The following is a 13,972-nucleotide window of genomic DNA, read 5'->3' on the forward strand; positions in this document are numbered from 1 at the left end:
CGAGGATCGGTGCTGCCGGGGAACCGAACGGGCGTGCCGAGCGCCTCGACCGCTGAGCTACCGATAACCGGACCGACCGGCCCATCGTTCACCCTTGGACGTCACGTCGGGTGCGCCCCCGGGACCGAACTCGGCCACGGTGTCGCGGACGACCCGGCCGATCGGTGATCCGCGGGACCGGCGGAACCGCGCGGGTGTGTCTCGCGGAAGGCGTTCCCGGCGCGCCTGGTGACGGTCGTGAATCGGGTCGTCGAGCGTGCCGGGGATCACCTGATGCGGGGGTATTGCGGGGTTGCGCATAAACTGTCGGGCATGCGCATGTTCCTGGATATCCTCCTGGTGATCACCAGTGTGTTGCTGGTGTTGTTGGTGCTGCTGCACCGCGCGAAGGGCGGGGGCCTGTCCAACCTGTTCGGCGGCGGTGTGCAGTCGAGCCTGTCCGGATCCACCGTCGTCGAGAAGAACCTCGACCGCATCACCATCTTCACCGGTCTGATCTGGCTGATCGCCATTCTGGGCATCGGCCTGGAGATCAAGTTCGCTTGATCAGCAGTGCCCCGGCGGTCGCCGCGGCGAGTATGACCGCGGCGATCGCGAAGGCCGTCCCGTATCCGTCACCCAGCACCGGCGTCACCACCAATGGACCCAGGACCTGGCCCAGACCGTAGCCCGCGGTGAGCGTGGCGGCGGCGCCGGGGCCGGTCAGCTCGCCGCCCACCTCGATCGCGAGCATGGTGATTCCGGTGAACGTCGCCCCGAACAGCGCCGCCGAGATCAGCGCGGACACCACGCCGGTGGACGCGGCGGGCAGAATCGCCGAGACGCACTGCAGTGCCAGCGCGAGGACCAGCGCCGTCTCGGGGGACAAGCGGCGGGCGATCAGATCCCACAGCAGGGTCGCGGGTGCCGCGGCGACGCCGACCACCACCCACATCGCGGTGCCGAGCGATCGATGTCCCGGGGATTGCAGTGCGGCCACCAGGAATGTGCCGATGACGATGTAGCCCAGGCCCTCGAGGAAATAGGTGCCCTGCAACAGCCGCCAGGCCCGCACCGACCGTGCGGCGGCCGCGGCGGTGCGGGTCGCGGGCCGGACCTCGAGCCGTAGCGCGGGGGCGAGCAGCAGTGCCGTCAGGGCTGCGACGCCCAGCCACATCACCTGCCAGGGCACGGCCGTCCCGGCCGCCATGGCGAGCAGGCCGGTCAGCGCGATGCCGCCGCCGATACCGCCGAATGCGATTCCCGCTGCGCGCCTGCGATTCTCGTGTCCGGCCGCGACACTCGCGCATCCGATGAACAGCACCGCGCTGGCGATGCCCGCGATCAGCCGCAGCACGGCCGCCACCGCGGCGGGCGCGGGCCAGGCCATGAGCGCCTCGCTGAGTACCAGTGCGGCTGCCGCGGTGCGAAATGCGGTGCGGCCGTTGAGATCGGGGCGGCGGGCCAGCAGGACCGCGCCGATCAGATACCCCGCGTAGTTGGCGGCGGCGATGGTCGCGCCCGCACGTGCGTCGATGCGGCCCGCGGAGATCAACACCGGCATCAGGGGCGTGTAGACGAATCGGCCGACGCCCATGGCCGCGGCGAGTCCGGCGGCGGCGCGCAGCGGGCTCACGGCTGGTCGGCTGTTCAGAACAGTGGTCACGCCGTGCGACGTTATTGCCCGACGCGGCGGTTGTGAAATGCTTCCTGTGCACGATGTATACGCTGGACGCATGGAACTGGAGCTGCGTCATCTGCGGGCCTATCTCGCGCTGTGCGAGGAGCGGAACTTCACCCGCGCGGCCGCCCGGTTGCACATCACCCAGCCCTCGCTCACTCGCACCATGCAGCAGCTCGAGCGCATCCTGGACATCCGGCTACTGGAACGCAGCTCCCGGCACTTCGAATTGACCTCGGAGGGAACGGAATTGGCGGATCATGCGCGACGCATCATCGCCGACGTGGACGCGGTGTGCGCCGATCTGCGGAGGCGGGCGACCGTGGCCGTCGGCTTCGCCTGGCTGCTGCCCGATTCCTGGTTCGCCGCCGCGCGCACCCGGTTCGAGGAGATCGGCGGCCGGTTGGCCATCCATCGCGTGGACAATCCGATCGCGGCGTTGACCGCGGGCGCGATCGATATCGCTCTGTACCGCAAGAACATTCGGCTCCCGTCGACGATGGCGGCCCGGTTGATCGCCACCGAGCGCCGGGTGCTGGCGGTGGCGGCCGATTCGCCGCTGGTGCGGGCCGCACCGCGCTGGCAGGACCTGGCCGGGCATCCGCTCGTGGTCAACACGATCTCCGGTACGACCGACGAAACATCCTGGCCCGCCGTCGATTCCGGTCGCGATATCGTCACCTGCACGAATTTCGACGAGTGGATCGAATTGATCGCCGCCGGCCGTGGCATCGGCGCGGTACCCGAACTCGCTCGCACCCGCGCACCGCATCCGGGCGTGACGTATCTGGACGTCCCGGACGCGCCACCGTCGCGGCTCTATCTGGTCTGGCGCGCCAAACCTGCTCCGCCGCGATCGGTGCAGCGCTTCATCGACATCGCGTGATCGTGCCGGGCGCTCACTCCGACATCCCCAGCGGTTCGCGGGCCCGAGTATCGGCCTCGACGGCCGCGTCCCGGCGCATGGTGCGCACCCACACCGCGAAACCCCAGGCCACGAATCCCGCGTAGACGAGATACAGCACCGCCGACGGGTAGTACCCGGCCCGCAACAGCAGCGGCACACCGACCAGGTCGACCGCGATCCACAGCAGCCAGAATTCGGCCAGTCCACGGGCCATGCCGTAGGTGGCCAGGAACGAGCCGGTGAAGATCCACGCCTCGGCCCAGGGGCCGTAGGATCCGAGCCAGGCGAACAGCTTCGTGCAGGCCAGGGTGCCCAGAATCAACGCGGCGACCAGGACCCAGCGTTCGCGGGTGCTCGCCCAGCGCGGCACCACGGCGCGGTGCTCGAGGCCGGTTTCTCGCCGGGAATGCCGATACCACCCCCACCAGCCGTAGCCGCTGACCGCGATGAACATCAGCTGGCGTCCGGCCTGACCGGCCATGTTCAGGTGTTGCGGGGTGTTGAACACGCCGCCGACGAAGACGGTGAACAGCAGTGCGTTTCCGGCGATCCCGACCGGCCAGGCCCACACCCGCCGACGCATCCCGCCGATCGCGGAGGTGAGGCCGAAACCGTTGCCGACCACCTCACGCCACAGGATCGTCGATCCGGCGATGTGGAGTTCGGCATCGAGCAACGCTGACACAGGATTCACCTCAGCTGCAACCCCGGGCTGCGGAATTCTCATCCTCGGGCAGGGCCAGGATGCGGTCGGACCGTTCGGGGGAACGCGGTCCGGTCATTGATCGAGCAGCGGGAACCGGGTTCTACGCTGAACAGGTGTGGGGCCGGACGGATCCCGGCCCCACACCCGCACTGCTACGCCGGAGTCAGGCTCAGACGGCGGTTCTCGTCGTCGAGTTGCCGGATCCGGACGTTCAGGGTCGCGCCGACCTGCGGCTCGCCCCGCCACTCCTGCGTGTGCAGCAGGCCGTGGATGCCCGGAGCCACCTCGAGGAACGCACCGAACGGCACGACCGAGACGACGGTCGCCGCGAGTGCGTCACCCGGGGTGTGGGCAGCGCGGAACGCCGCCCATTCCGATGGCGAAACTGGTTCGTGGGACATGTGATTCACCTCCTCTCGCAGTCCCTGGAAGTACAACGGGATGCGTTCGGAGGGCGGGCCTCTGGCCCGCGCCGCGATCACTTCGCGGCCGGGAATCCTGTCTGTGCGCGGCTGGAAGCCGACCCGGCAGTCATGCGGGCCAGACTAAGCCGAAGCCGCGTCGGAGGTCAAGTGCGGGGCGAGATCTCAGCCCAGCCGAGGGATCCGGCCGTCGACATCGGTGAAACCGTACGCGTCGGCGAGATCGCGTACCCGCCAAGGTTTTCCGGTGCGGGCGCGGCGGTCCGGATCGGCGGCCAGGGCGACGACGGCGCGTCCCGGGAAACGCGGCGTCTCGGCCTCGTTCAGGTCGAACGTGCCCTCGCCGGGCAGCGTGATCATCCGGCGGCCCTGTGGGTCGGCCGGAACCATCTGCAGCAGTTCGGTATTCACGATGCCCGGCCACAGCGAGACCGCGGTGACATCGGTATCGGCCAGATCGTGGGCCATATCGGCGGTGAGCCGGTCCACCGCGCACTTCGCGACGCCGTACACGGTGTTGTGGGTGTAGTGCTCCGCGCCGGGGGAGGAGATGTTCACTATCAGGCCGCCCGATTCGATCAGCGACGGGGCGGCGAAAACGCTTGCCACGTAATGGGATCGGACGCCGATGTCGAAACTCTCGTCCCACGCCTGCGGAGGCACCTCCCAGAACGGGCGGCCCAGCCAGCGCGAGGAGGCTGGGGCGTTGTAGACGTTGTTGACCAGTACGTCGAGGCGGCCGTCGTCGGAGCGGATCTTGTCGAACAGCGCCTGCACCGCCTCGTCGTCGGCGTGGTCGCACACGTAGGGCACGCCGATGCCGCCGAGTTCGCCGATCTCCGCGGCGGTCTGCGCCACGGTGCCCGGCAGGCGGCCCGGCGTGGCCGATCGGCCGGTGAGATAGACCGTCGCGCCCGCGGCGCCCAGTTCCAGTGCGATGCCCTTGCCGATGCCGCGGCTGGCACCGGTGACGACCGCGACCTTTCCGGCGAGTATTCCGTTCACGACTTCAGGACACTACCTTGAGATGAGAACACGTTCTAGTTATGGAGGCGGAGTGGAGCCGACGCATCGGCAGGTGGAGACCAACGGAATCCGGATGCACATCGCGGAGCAGGGCGCGGGATATCCGGTGATCTTCTGTCACGGATTCCCGCACGGCTGGTCGGTGTGGCGGCGGCAACTCGAGGCGCTGGCCGCGGCCGGATACCATGCCATCGCCCCCGACCTGCGCGGATATGGCCGAACCGAGGCCCCCGAGGGGCCCGAGGTCACCACGAATCAGGCCGTCGCGGGTGATCTGCTCGGACTGCTGGACGACATCGGGGCCGAGCACGCGGTCTTCGTCGGTCTGGACTTCGGCGCGCAACTGGTGTGGGAACTGTCCCTGCGCGCGCCCGAGCGTGTCGCGGCGGTGTTCGTGCTGAACAATCCGTACGCGCCGCGTCCGCCCAAGCCGCCGTCGGCGTTCTGGACCAGGGCCGCGGAAAAACATTTCCTGCATCTGTCGTACTTCCAGACGCCCGGCGTCGCCGACGCCGAACTGGCCGCGCGCCCGCGCGAATTCCTGGCCCGCGTGTACTACTCGCTCAGCGGCGACTACCACTACCTGGACACCTGGAAGAATCCGCCGGGCATCGGCTATCTCGACGCACTGCCGCAGGCTCCCGCTCTGCCGTGGTCGTGGTTGTCCGAGGCCGAATTCGATACCCAGGTAGCGGAATTCGAGCGCACCGGATTCACCGGCGGCCTGAACTGGTACCGCGCCCTGGACCGGAACTGGGAGCTGACCGCCGACCTGCCGACCGCCGTGCCGGTGCCCGCCTACTTCCTCTACGGCGAGAACGACCCGGATATGGAGGGTTTCAGCGGTCGTGACCCGCTGGCCACGCTGCGCGCCAACGTGCCGGACCTGCGCGCGGTCGAAAAGATCCCGGGCGCAGGACATCTCGTGCAATGGGAGCGCACCGATGCGGTGAACGAATTCCTCACTCGGCACCTGAAGGCCCTCGACCCGGCGCACAGCTGAGACGGGGCGCGCTCGGGACCGTCGAGTCGGCAGGCAACAGTCGGTGCGGTGCGGAGCCAGCGAATGCCGGTGTCGGCGAACGAAATCGGGCGGGCGCGGTCTCCACTGTCGGGATGGACCGCACCCGCCCGGTACGAGCGGACGATCAGCGCGGCAGATTCGCCGCGGCGGGCTCGTCGAGCAACCAGGTGGTCGTCTCGGATCCGATGGCACCGGCCGAGGGAATGTCGACCGGGTTCGCGCCGGATACGGCCGCGGCGACCGCCTCGGCCTTCGCGGCGCCGCCGACGACCAGGACGACATGGCGGGTGCGGTGCACCGCGGGCAGGGTCAGGGTGATGCGCACCGGCGGCGGTTTGGGTGAATTCGTCACCGCCACAACGAGTTCGTGCTCCTCGCGGACCGCATCGGTGTGCGGGAACAGCGAATTGACGTGTCCCTCGCCGCCCATGCCCAGCAGATGCAGATCGAAGGCGCCGTATTCGGTCAGGTGGGCGTGCACGGTTGTCGAGTACTCGGCCGCCGCCTCCACCGGATCCGGATATTCGCCGTCCGAGGCCGCCATCGGATGCACCCGCGAGGGATCCAGCGGCACGTGGTCGAGCAGGGCCTGGCGGGCCTGCAGATCGTTGCGCTCCGCATCGCCCGCCGGGACGAACCTGTCGTCACCCCAGAACACCTCCAGGCGTGACCAGTCGATCCCGCCCGGGGCCTTGCGGACCACCTCGAGCAGCCCGATTCCGGTGCCGCCACCGGTCAGCACGACCGAGGCGACACCTCGCTCGGCCTGTGCTGCGGTCACCACGGCCACGAAACGCGCCGCGGCGGCGGCCACCAGATCCTCGGTGCTCGCGTGGACTTCGACGGTCGGTTCGGTCATCGATCACCTCTCGGTTCCGGTTCCGGGCGGAAGTATCGCCCGGACCTGCTGCGAGACCGCATGTGCCGCAACAGATCCGGGCGAGGAAAACCTACTCGTAGAGAACCTTCTCGATACCCGCGAGGGCCTCGGCGTAGGTCTCGTCGGAGTCCAGGCGGCGCAGCTCCTCGGCCAGACAGTCGTTGGTCTCCCGACGGGCCAGCGCGAACCGCTGACCGGGCTCGCCGGTGCGGGTCAGCGTCGCGGTGCGACCGGTCTGCGGTCGCGAGATCGCGATCGACACGCTCGGCCGGTGCAGCTCCACTCGCAGCTCACCGATGCGGCGGTGCACCGGGCAGCTCAGTCGCGCGGCCAGCCATCCGGCCAGGATGTCCAGCGCGGGCTCCTCCTGCAGACCCGACACCGTCACCGATTCCACGGGCTCGAACGGCGGCTCGTCCAGCGCGGAGGCCAGCAGTGCGCGCCAGAACGTCACCCGGCTCCAGGCCAGATCGGTGTCGCCGTCGGCGTAGGACTGCAGCCGGCCCTTGATCGCGGCCTGCGGGTCCGCGGCGAAGGTGGAGTCGGTGATTCGCCGAATCGCCAAGCGCCCCACCGAATCCTGCGACGGGAACTGCGGGGCCCCGCGCGGCCACCAGGCCACCACCGGCGTATCGGCCAGCAGGAACGGGATCACCATGCTGGATTCGTGATTGACCAGCTCACCCTGCAGCCGGAGCACTATCACCTCGGCCGCGCCCGCGTCACCGCCGACGCGGATCTGCGCGTCCAGCTTGGTCTCGGCGAACCGGTCCCCGCGGGCGAGCACGATGACGCGACAGGGGTGCTCGCGGCTGGCGTCGTTGGCCGCGGCGATGGCGTCCTCGGCCTCGGAGCTGTCCAGCGTGCACACCACGAGCGTGAGCACCCGGCCCATGGTCACCACGCCGCTGGTTTCGCGCAGCTTGATCAGACGCTTGTTGACCGCCTGGGTGTCGGTGTCCGGCATGTCGACGATCACGGACGCCGCCATTCCCGCCCGCTGCGCGCGAGCATCTCATCGGCCGAGGACGGACCCCAGGTGCCCGACTCGTACGGTTCGGGTTTGCCGTCCGCGGCCCAGTGCTCGAGCACGGGATCGAGGATGCGCCAGGACAATTCGACCTCCTCGTTGACCGGGAACAGCGACGGCACGCCCAGCAGCATGTCCAGGATGAGCCGCTCGTACGCCTCCGGCGAGGATTCGGTGAACGCCTCGCCGTAACTGAAGTCCATGTTGACGTCGCGCACTTCCATACTCGACCCGGGCACCTTGGACCCGAATCGCAGCGTGATGCCCTCGTCCGGCTGCACCCGCACCACCAGCGCGTTCTGCCCGAGTTCCTCGGTCATGGTCTGGTCGAACGGCAGATGCGGCGCGCGTTTGAACACCACCGCGATCTCGGTCACCCTGCGGCCCAGGCGTTTTCCGGTGCGCAGGTAGAACGGCACACCCGCCCAGCGGCGGGTCTCCACGTTCAGGGTGATCGCCGCATAGGTCTCGGTGCTGGACTGCGGGTCGAAACCCTCCTCGTCCAGCAGTCCGACGACATGCTCGCTGCCCTGCCAGCCCTCCGCGTACTGACCGCGGGCGGTGGTCTCGTCCAGCGGTTCGACCAGCTTCGCGGCCTGTAGCACCTTGATCTTCTCGATCTGCAGCTGACGCGGGTGGAAGCTGATCGGATCCTCCATCGCGGTCAGCGCCATGAGCTGCAGCAGATGGTTCTGGATGACGTCGCGGGCCGCGCCGATACCGTCGTAATAGCCTGCGCGCCCGCCCAATCCGATGTCCTCGGCCATCGTGATCTGCACGTGGTCGACGTAGCTGGAGTTCCAGATCGGCTCGAACAGTTCGTTGGCGAAACGCAGCGCCAACAGGTTCTGCACCGTCTCCTTGCCGAGGTAGTGGTCGATCCGGAAGACCGTTTCCTCCGGGAACACCTCGTTGACCAGCGCGTTGAGTTCCTTCGCGCTCTCCAGGTCATGCCCGAACGGCTTCTCGATGACCACTCGCCGCCACGGCTGCGGCCTGCCCGGACCCGGGTCCTGCGCCTTGGCCAGGCCGGTGCGGGAGAGCTGCTTGAGCACCTGTGGGAAGGCGTTGGGCGGAATCGACAGGTAGAACGCGTGATTGCCGCCCGTGCCGCGTTCCTGGTCGAGTCGGCCCAGGGTCGTCGCGAGCTGGGAGAAGGCCGCGTCGTCCTCGAATGTGCCCTGGACGAAGCGGATGCCCTCGGCCAGCTGATCCCACACCTCCTGACGGAAGGGGGTGCGGGAATGCGCCTTCACCGCGTCCAGGACGACTGCGGCGAAATCCTCGTCCTTGTAGTCGCGGCGGGCGAAGCCGACCAGAGCGAAACCCGGGGGCAGCAGCCCCCGGTTCGCGAGATCGTAGATGGCCGGCATGAGTTTCTTGCGTGAGAGGTCACCGGTGACACCGAAGATCACCATGCTGCACGGACCCGCGATCCGGGGCAGCCGCTTGTCGCGCTCTTCGCGCAGCGGATTTCCCGGCACGGCCGTCGTCTCCTGGCCGGCCACCGGTGCTACCGGTTCCCGTCGAGTTCGGCGGTGGTGGCGGTGAGCAGGTCCTCCCAGGACTTCTCGAACTTGTCCACGCCCTCGCGCTCGAGCACGTCGAACACGTCGGCGAGGTCGACGCCGGCGGCGGTGAGCTTGTCGAAGATCTCCTGCGCCTCGGCGCCCTTGCCGGAGACCGCGTCACCGTCGAGGGTGCCGTGGTCGGCGAAGGCCTCGAGGGTCTTCTCCGGCAGGGTGTTCACCGTGTTCGGGCCGACGAGTTCGGTGATGTACATGGTGTCCGGGTAGTCCGGGTTCTTCACGCCCGTGGACGCCCACAGGGGACGCTGTGCGTTCGCGCCGCCCGAGGCGGCCAGATGCGCGAAGGTCGAGGTGTGCTTGCCGCCGTCGAAGACGTCCTGATAGGCGGCATAGGCCAAGCGCGCGTTGGCGATTCCGGCCTTGCCGCGCAACTCCAGCGCCTCGGGGGTGCCGATGGTCTCCAGTCGCTTGTCGATCTCGGAGTCCACGCGGGAGACGAAGAACGAAGCGACGGAACGGATCTTGGCCAGATCGTGTCCGGCGATCTTCGCATTGCGCAGACCGTCCAGATACGCGCCCATCACGCTGATGTAGCGCTGCACCGAGAAGATGAGCGTCACGTTGACGCTGATGCCCTCGGCGATGACCTTCGTGATCGCGGGCAGGCCCGGCTCGGTCGCGGGGATCTTGATCAGCAGGTTGGGCCGGTCGACGATCTTCCACAGCTCGATCGCCTGCGCGACGGTCTGGTCGGTGTCGAAGGCCAGGCGCGGGTCGACCTCGATGGAGACCCGTCCGTCGACGCCGCCGCTGGCCTCGAAGGTCGAGGCGAACACGTCGCAGGCCGCGCGGACGTCGTCGGTGGTGATGGTGCGGATCGCCGAATCGACGTCCGCGCCGCGCGCGGCGAGCTCCTTGACCTGGTCGTCGTACGCGTTGCCCTTGCTCAGAGCGCCCTGGAAGATGGTCGGATTGGTGGTGACGCCGACGACGCTGCGGGTGGCGATGAGGTCGGCGAGGTTACCGGACCGGATGCGGTCCCGTGACAGATCGTCGAGCCACACCGACACACCCGCTGCGGACAGTGCGGCGAGGTTCTCATTCTGTGTCACTGCGCTTATCCCTTCACCTTGTCGAGTGAACGCTGAGCGGCCTCGACCACGGCGTCGGCGGTGATGCCGAACTCGCGGAACAGGGTCTTGTAGTCGGCCGAGGCACCGAAGTGCTCGATCGAGACGTTCTCACCGGCGTCACCCGAGAACCGGTGCCACGGCATCGCGATTCCGGCCTCGACGGTGACGCGGGCCTTGACCTCCGGCGGCAGTACCTGGTCGCGGTAGGTCTTGTCCTGCGCGTCGAACCACTCAACACACGGCATGGACACCACGCGGGTGCCGATGCCCTGCGCTTCCAGCCTAGTCCGCGCCTCGACGGCGAGCTGAACTTCCGAACCGGTCGCGATGAGGATGGCCTGCGGTGTGCCCGTGGAGGATTCGGCCAGCACGTAGCCGCCGCGCCGGACGCCCTCGTAGCTGGTGCCCTCGAGCACCGGGACGTCCTGGCGGGTCAGCGCCAGCGCGGACGGACCGTCGATGTGCGCGCCGTCGGCGGGGGTGAAGTGCGAGTGCCGCTCGGCGCTGTCCAGCTCGAGGATGGTCCGCCAGGCGTGCGCGGTCTCGTTCGCGTCACCGGGGCGCACGACGTTCAGGCCGGGGATGGCGCGCAGCGCGGCGAGGTGCTCGATCGGCTGGTGGGTGGGGCCGTCCTCGCCCAGGCCGATGGAGTCGTGCGTCCACACGTAGATCGCCGGGACGCGCATCAGCGCGGCCAGGCGCACCGCGGGACGCATGTAGTCGGAGAACACCAGGAAGGTGCCGCCGTACGGGCGGGTCGGCCCGTGCAGGGCGATGCCGTTGAGGATCGCGCCCATCGCGTGCTCGCGCACACCGAAGTGCAGGGTGCGGCCGTACGGGTCGGCCTTCCACATCCCGGTCGAGATCGACTGCGGGCCGAAGCTGGGCGTCTCGGGCATCGTGGTGTTGTTGGATTCGGCCAGGTCGGCCGAACCGCCCCAGAGTTCGGGCAGCACCGGCGCGAGGGCCGCCAGCGACTTGCCCGACGCCTTGCGGGTGGAGGTGCCCTTCGGGTCGGCGTCCCAGGACGGCAGGGTCTCGACCCAGCCCTCGGGCAGCCGCCGGGCCTGCAGGCGGTCGAACAGCGCCTTGTTCTCCGGGTTGGCCTGCGCCCAGGCGTCGAAGGAGTCCTGCCAGGCGGCGCGGGCGGCCTTGGCGCGATCGGCGACGTTGTTGCGGGTGTGGCCGATGACCGCATCTTCCACGTCGAAGGACTTGTCCGGGTCGAAGCCCAGGGCCCGCTTGGTGCCCGCGACCTCTTCGGCGCCCAGGGCCGCGCCGTGCGCGGCACCAGTGTTCATCTTGGTGGGGGCCGGGTAGCCGATGATGGTGCGCAGCAGGATGAACGAGGGCTGATCGGTGACGGCCTTGGCGGCCTCGATCGCGGCCTCGATCCCCGCGACGTTCTCGCCGCCCTCGACGACCTGCACGTGCCAGCCGTAGGCGCGGTAGCGCGCGGCGGTGTCCTCGGACAGCGCGATGGTGGTGTCGTCCTCGATGGAGATCTTGTTGTCGTCGTAGATCACGACCAGATTGCCCAGCTGCTGGGTGCCCGCCAGCGAGGACGCCTCGGAGGTGACGCCCTCCTCGATGTCGCCGTCGGAGGCGATGACGTAGACGAAATGGTCGAACGGGCTGGCGCCGGTGGCGGCGGCCGGATCGAACAGGCCGCGCTCACGGCGTGCGGCCATCGCCATGCCGACCGCGGAGGCCAGACCCTGGCCGAGCGGGCCGGTGGTGATCTCGACGCCCGCGGTGTGCCGGTACTCCGGGTGGCCCGGGGTCAGCGAACCCCACTTGCGCAGGTGCTCGAGGTCGCCGAGTTCGAGTCCGAAGCCGGCCAGGTACAGCTGGATGTACTGGGTGAGGCTGGAGTGTCCGCAGGACAGGACGAACCGGTCGCGGCCGACCCATTCGGGATCGGTGGGGTCCAGGCGCATGACGCGCTGGTACAGCGTGTACGCCAGCGGCGCGAGACTCATCGCGGTGCCGGGGTGGCCATTTCCGGCCTGCTGCACAGCATCCGCGGCGAGCACGCGGACCGTGTCGACGGCCTTGGTGTCCAGTTCGGTCCAGTCGTCCGGGTGGTTCGGCTGGGTGAGGGAGCGGATGTCGTCTGTGACTGACACGACCGGAGTTCTCCTGACGTTCTCGTCTGCTTGAGCGGCGGGTTCGGGCTGTTGTGCCCACCACCCTAGAGGCCGCGTGTCGGCGTGTGGCAGGAACCCTGCTGGATCGGCGTTCGTGTCCGAATCGATTGCGGCGCGAGGGCGATCACCGCGATGACGGCGATGTCTCGTGGCCACGGCGTGCCTGCGGCCGGGCATGATTCGCGGCGGGCGGTGCCGGAGCGCATCACGGCTGGGTCTACCATCTTGTGTAGTAGTCGGCCGCGCCGCCGGTGGGTGCCCTGGTCCAGGGTAATACCGCCGAGCCGGGCGCGCTGGAGTTCCGTGACCGGATCGAGCACCACCTGCGAGGAGAGACAGTGCGGATTGGGCAACAGCCGGGTGGCGCGCATGGTTCCTCCTCCGGGACGGTTCTGGCTGATCGCGTCACCGGTACCGGGCCGTTGTCGGCGTTCACCCGACGCGTACTGGCGTACATCGCGCTGACCAAGCCGCGCGTGATCGAGTTGTTGTTGGTCGCGACGATCCCGACGATGCTGTTGGCGCATCGGGGCCATGTCGACATCGGGCTGATCCTGGCGACGCTGTTCGGCGGCTGGATGGGTGCGGCGAGCGCGAACACCCTCAACTGTGTGGCCGACGCCGATATCGACAAGGTCATGAAGCGGACCTCGAAGCGCCCGCTGGCGCGCGAGGCGGTGCCGACGCGCAACGCGTTCGTCTTCGGCGTCACGCTGGGCGCGGGTTCGTTCGCCTGGCTGTGGTGGCAGGCGAACCTGCTGTCCGGCCTGCTGGTCGTCGCGACGATCCTGTTCTACGTCTTCGTGTACACCCTCGGCCTCAAGCGCCGCACCGCACAGAACGTGGTCTGGGGCGGCGCGGCCGGATGCATGCCGGTGCTGGTGGGTTGGTCGGCAGTGACCGGCACGATCGGCTGGCCCGCGGTGGTGCTGTTCCTGGTGATCTTCTTCTGGACGCCGCCACACACCTGGGCCCTGGCCATGCGCTACAAGGAGGACTACCGCGCCGCCGGAGTCCCGATGCTGCCGGTGGTCGCCACCGAGAAGGCCGTCACGAAACAGATCGTGATCTACACCTGGCTCACCGTCCTGGCCACCCTGGCCCTGATCCCCGCGACCGGCGTCATCTACGCAGCCGTAGCCCTGGTAGCAGGCGCCTGGTTCCTACTCATGGCCCACCAGCTGTACTCCGGCGTCCGCCGCGGAGAATCGGTCAAACCCCTCCGCCTGTTCCTACAGTCGAACAACTACCTGGCCGTCGTATTCTGCGGCCTAGCAGTAGATTCCGTACTCGGCTGGCACACCATAGGCCACACCCTCTTCTAACCCCCCGAGACCCTCTTCTAACCCCCCCCGAGCCCCCGCATCCCCGATGCCGCAGGCGAGCCCCACTCCCAGGTGAGATTCCGCCCCTGACTTGCGTCCGTAGAACGTGCTCAGCGGCGAAGCGTCTCTGTATCGCTGGTAGTCGCCCGCGAAGCGAAAGGCTCAACAAGGCCAACTCCA

General features: G+C 68.6%; 14 protein-coding genes. 4 read left to right on the forward strand and 10 right to left on the reverse strand.

Annotation, left to right across the window (positions count from 1 at the left end; all coding sequences use genetic code 11):
- Positions 1-312 precede the first annotated feature (312 nt).
- Positions 313-546, forward strand: coding sequence for a preprotein translocase subunit SecG (secG, locus tag K7711_RS24495; protein WP_040824989.1), 234 nt, complete (start codon positions 313-315; stop codon positions 544-546).
- Here the strand turns inward: secG and K7711_RS24500 are convergent.
- Entirely contained in the window at positions 533-1,645 is a 1,113-nt protein-coding gene (locus K7711_RS24500; protein WP_308014921.1) for a YbfB/YjiJ family MFS transporter, read from the reverse strand. The two genes, secG and K7711_RS24500, sit on opposite strands and share 14 nt — an antisense overlap.
- A 70-nt stretch (positions 1,646-1,715) precedes the next feature.
- On the opposite strand from K7711_RS24500, the gene K7711_RS24505 reads away from it, so the two are divergent.
- The gene (locus K7711_RS24505) at positions 1,716-2,546 is read left to right on the forward strand and encodes a LysR family transcriptional regulator (RefSeq protein ID WP_222971741.1); all 831 of its coding nucleotides are present in this window, start codon (positions 1,716-1,718) and stop codon (positions 2,544-2,546) included.
- Between the two features lie 13 nt (positions 2,547-2,559).
- On the opposite strand, the gene K7711_RS24510 is transcribed toward K7711_RS24505, so the two are convergent.
- The 3 genes from K7711_RS24510 to K7711_RS24520 form a co-directional block, all read right to left on the reverse strand.
- Entirely contained in the window at positions 2,560-3,261 is a 702-nt protein-coding gene (locus K7711_RS24510) for a nicotinamide mononucleotide transporter family protein (protein ID WP_222971742.1), read from the reverse strand.
- Positions 3,262-3,425: 164 nt separating this feature from the next.
- Positions 3,426-3,674: a S1 RNA-binding domain-containing protein gene (locus tag K7711_RS24515; protein ID WP_222971743.1), complete on the reverse strand. Its 249-nt coding sequence runs from the start codon at positions 3,672-3,674 to the stop codon at positions 3,426-3,428.
- Between the two features lie 186 nt (positions 3,675-3,860).
- Positions 3,861-4,700 carry an SDR family NAD(P)-dependent oxidoreductase gene (locus tag K7711_RS24520; protein WP_222971744.1) on the reverse strand — a complete coding sequence of 280 codons (840 nt, stop codon included), beginning with the start codon at positions 4,698-4,700 and terminating at the stop codon, positions 3,861-3,863.
- Between the two features lie 22 nt (positions 4,701-4,722).
- Here K7711_RS24520 and K7711_RS24525 point away from each other — a divergent pair, with 22 nt between their 5' ends.
- On the forward strand, positions 4,723-5,724 hold the full coding sequence (locus tag K7711_RS24525) for an alpha/beta fold hydrolase (protein WP_222971745.1): 1,002 nt from the start codon (positions 4,723-4,725) through the stop codon (positions 5,722-5,724).
- A gap of 145 nt (positions 5,725-5,869) precedes the next feature.
- Here the strand turns inward: K7711_RS24525 and pgl are convergent, their stop codons facing one another.
- The 6 genes from pgl to K7711_RS24555 form a co-directional block, all read right to left on the reverse strand.
- The gene (pgl, locus tag K7711_RS24530) at positions 5,870-6,604 is read right to left on the reverse strand and encodes a 6-phosphogluconolactonase (RefSeq protein WP_222971746.1); all 735 of its coding nucleotides are present in this window, start codon (positions 6,602-6,604) and stop codon (positions 5,870-5,872) included.
- A gap of 91 nt (positions 6,605-6,695) precedes the next feature.
- A complete protein-coding gene (opcA, locus tag K7711_RS24535; protein WP_222971747.1) occupies positions 6,696-7,604 on the reverse strand; it encodes a glucose-6-phosphate dehydrogenase assembly protein OpcA in 909 nt (302 codons plus the stop codon).
- Positions 7,601-9,073, reverse strand: a complete 1,473-nt coding sequence (zwf, locus tag K7711_RS24540) for a glucose-6-phosphate dehydrogenase (RefSeq protein ID WP_222971818.1) — start codon at positions 9,071-9,073, stop codon at positions 7,601-7,603. Before zwf ends, opcA begins: the two co-directional genes overlap by 4 nt.
- Positions 9,074-9,168: 95 nt before the next feature.
- Positions 9,169-10,296: a transaldolase gene (tal, locus tag K7711_RS24545; RefSeq protein ID WP_222971748.1), complete on the reverse strand. Its 1,128-nt coding sequence runs from the start codon at positions 10,294-10,296 to the stop codon at positions 9,169-9,171.
- A gap of 5 nt (positions 10,297-10,301) precedes the next feature.
- Positions 10,302-12,446 (reverse strand): transketolase, encoded by a 2,145-nt coding sequence (gene tkt / locus K7711_RS24550; RefSeq protein WP_222971749.1) that lies wholly within the window; start codon positions 12,444-12,446, stop codon positions 10,302-10,304.
- Positions 12,447-12,511: 65 nt separating this feature from the next.
- Positions 12,512-12,838: a hypothetical protein gene (locus K7711_RS24555; RefSeq protein ID WP_222971750.1), complete on the reverse strand. Its 327-nt coding sequence runs from the start codon at positions 12,836-12,838 to the stop codon at positions 12,512-12,514.
- On the opposite strand from K7711_RS24555, the gene K7711_RS24560 reads away from it, so the two are divergent.
- Positions 12,806-13,792, forward strand: a complete 987-nt coding sequence (locus tag K7711_RS24560) for a heme o synthase (protein WP_222971751.1) — start codon at positions 12,806-12,808, stop codon at positions 13,790-13,792. The two genes, K7711_RS24555 and K7711_RS24560, sit on opposite strands and share 33 nt — an antisense overlap.
- Positions 13,793-13,972: the final 180 nt, after the last annotated feature.

The sequence above is a fragment of the Nocardia coffeae genome, assembly GCF_019890715.1.
In the GTDB taxonomy this organism is placed as follows: domain Bacteria; phylum Actinomycetota; class Actinomycetes; order Mycobacteriales; family Mycobacteriaceae; genus Nocardia; species Nocardia jiangxiensis.

Coding starts and splice junctions, on each gene's coding strand:
- K7711_RS24505 (WP_222971741.1), top strand. CDS start 1,716: ATGGAACTGGAGCTGCGTCATCTGCGGGCCTATCTCGCGCTGTGCGAG.
- pgl (WP_222971746.1), bottom strand. CDS start 6,604: ATGACCGAACCGACCGTCGAAGTCCACGCGAGCACCGAGGATCTGGTG.
- zwf (WP_222971818.1), bottom strand. CDS start 9,073: ATGGTGATCTTCGGTGTCACCGGTGACCTCTCACGCAAGAAACTCATG.
- K7711_RS24525 (WP_222971745.1), top strand. CDS start 4,723: ATGAGAACACGTTCTAGTTATGGAGGCGGAGTGGAGCCGACGCATCGG.
- K7711_RS24515 (WP_222971743.1), bottom strand. CDS start 3,674: ATGTCCCACGAACCAGTTTCGCCATCGGAATGGGCGGCGTTCCGCGCT.
- K7711_RS24555 (WP_222971750.1), bottom strand. CDS start 12,838: ATGCGCGCCACCCGGCTGTTGCCCAATCCGCACTGTCTCTCCTCGCAG.
- secG (WP_040824989.1), top strand. CDS start 313: ATGCGCATGTTCCTGGATATCCTCCTGGTGATCACCAGTGTGTTGCTG.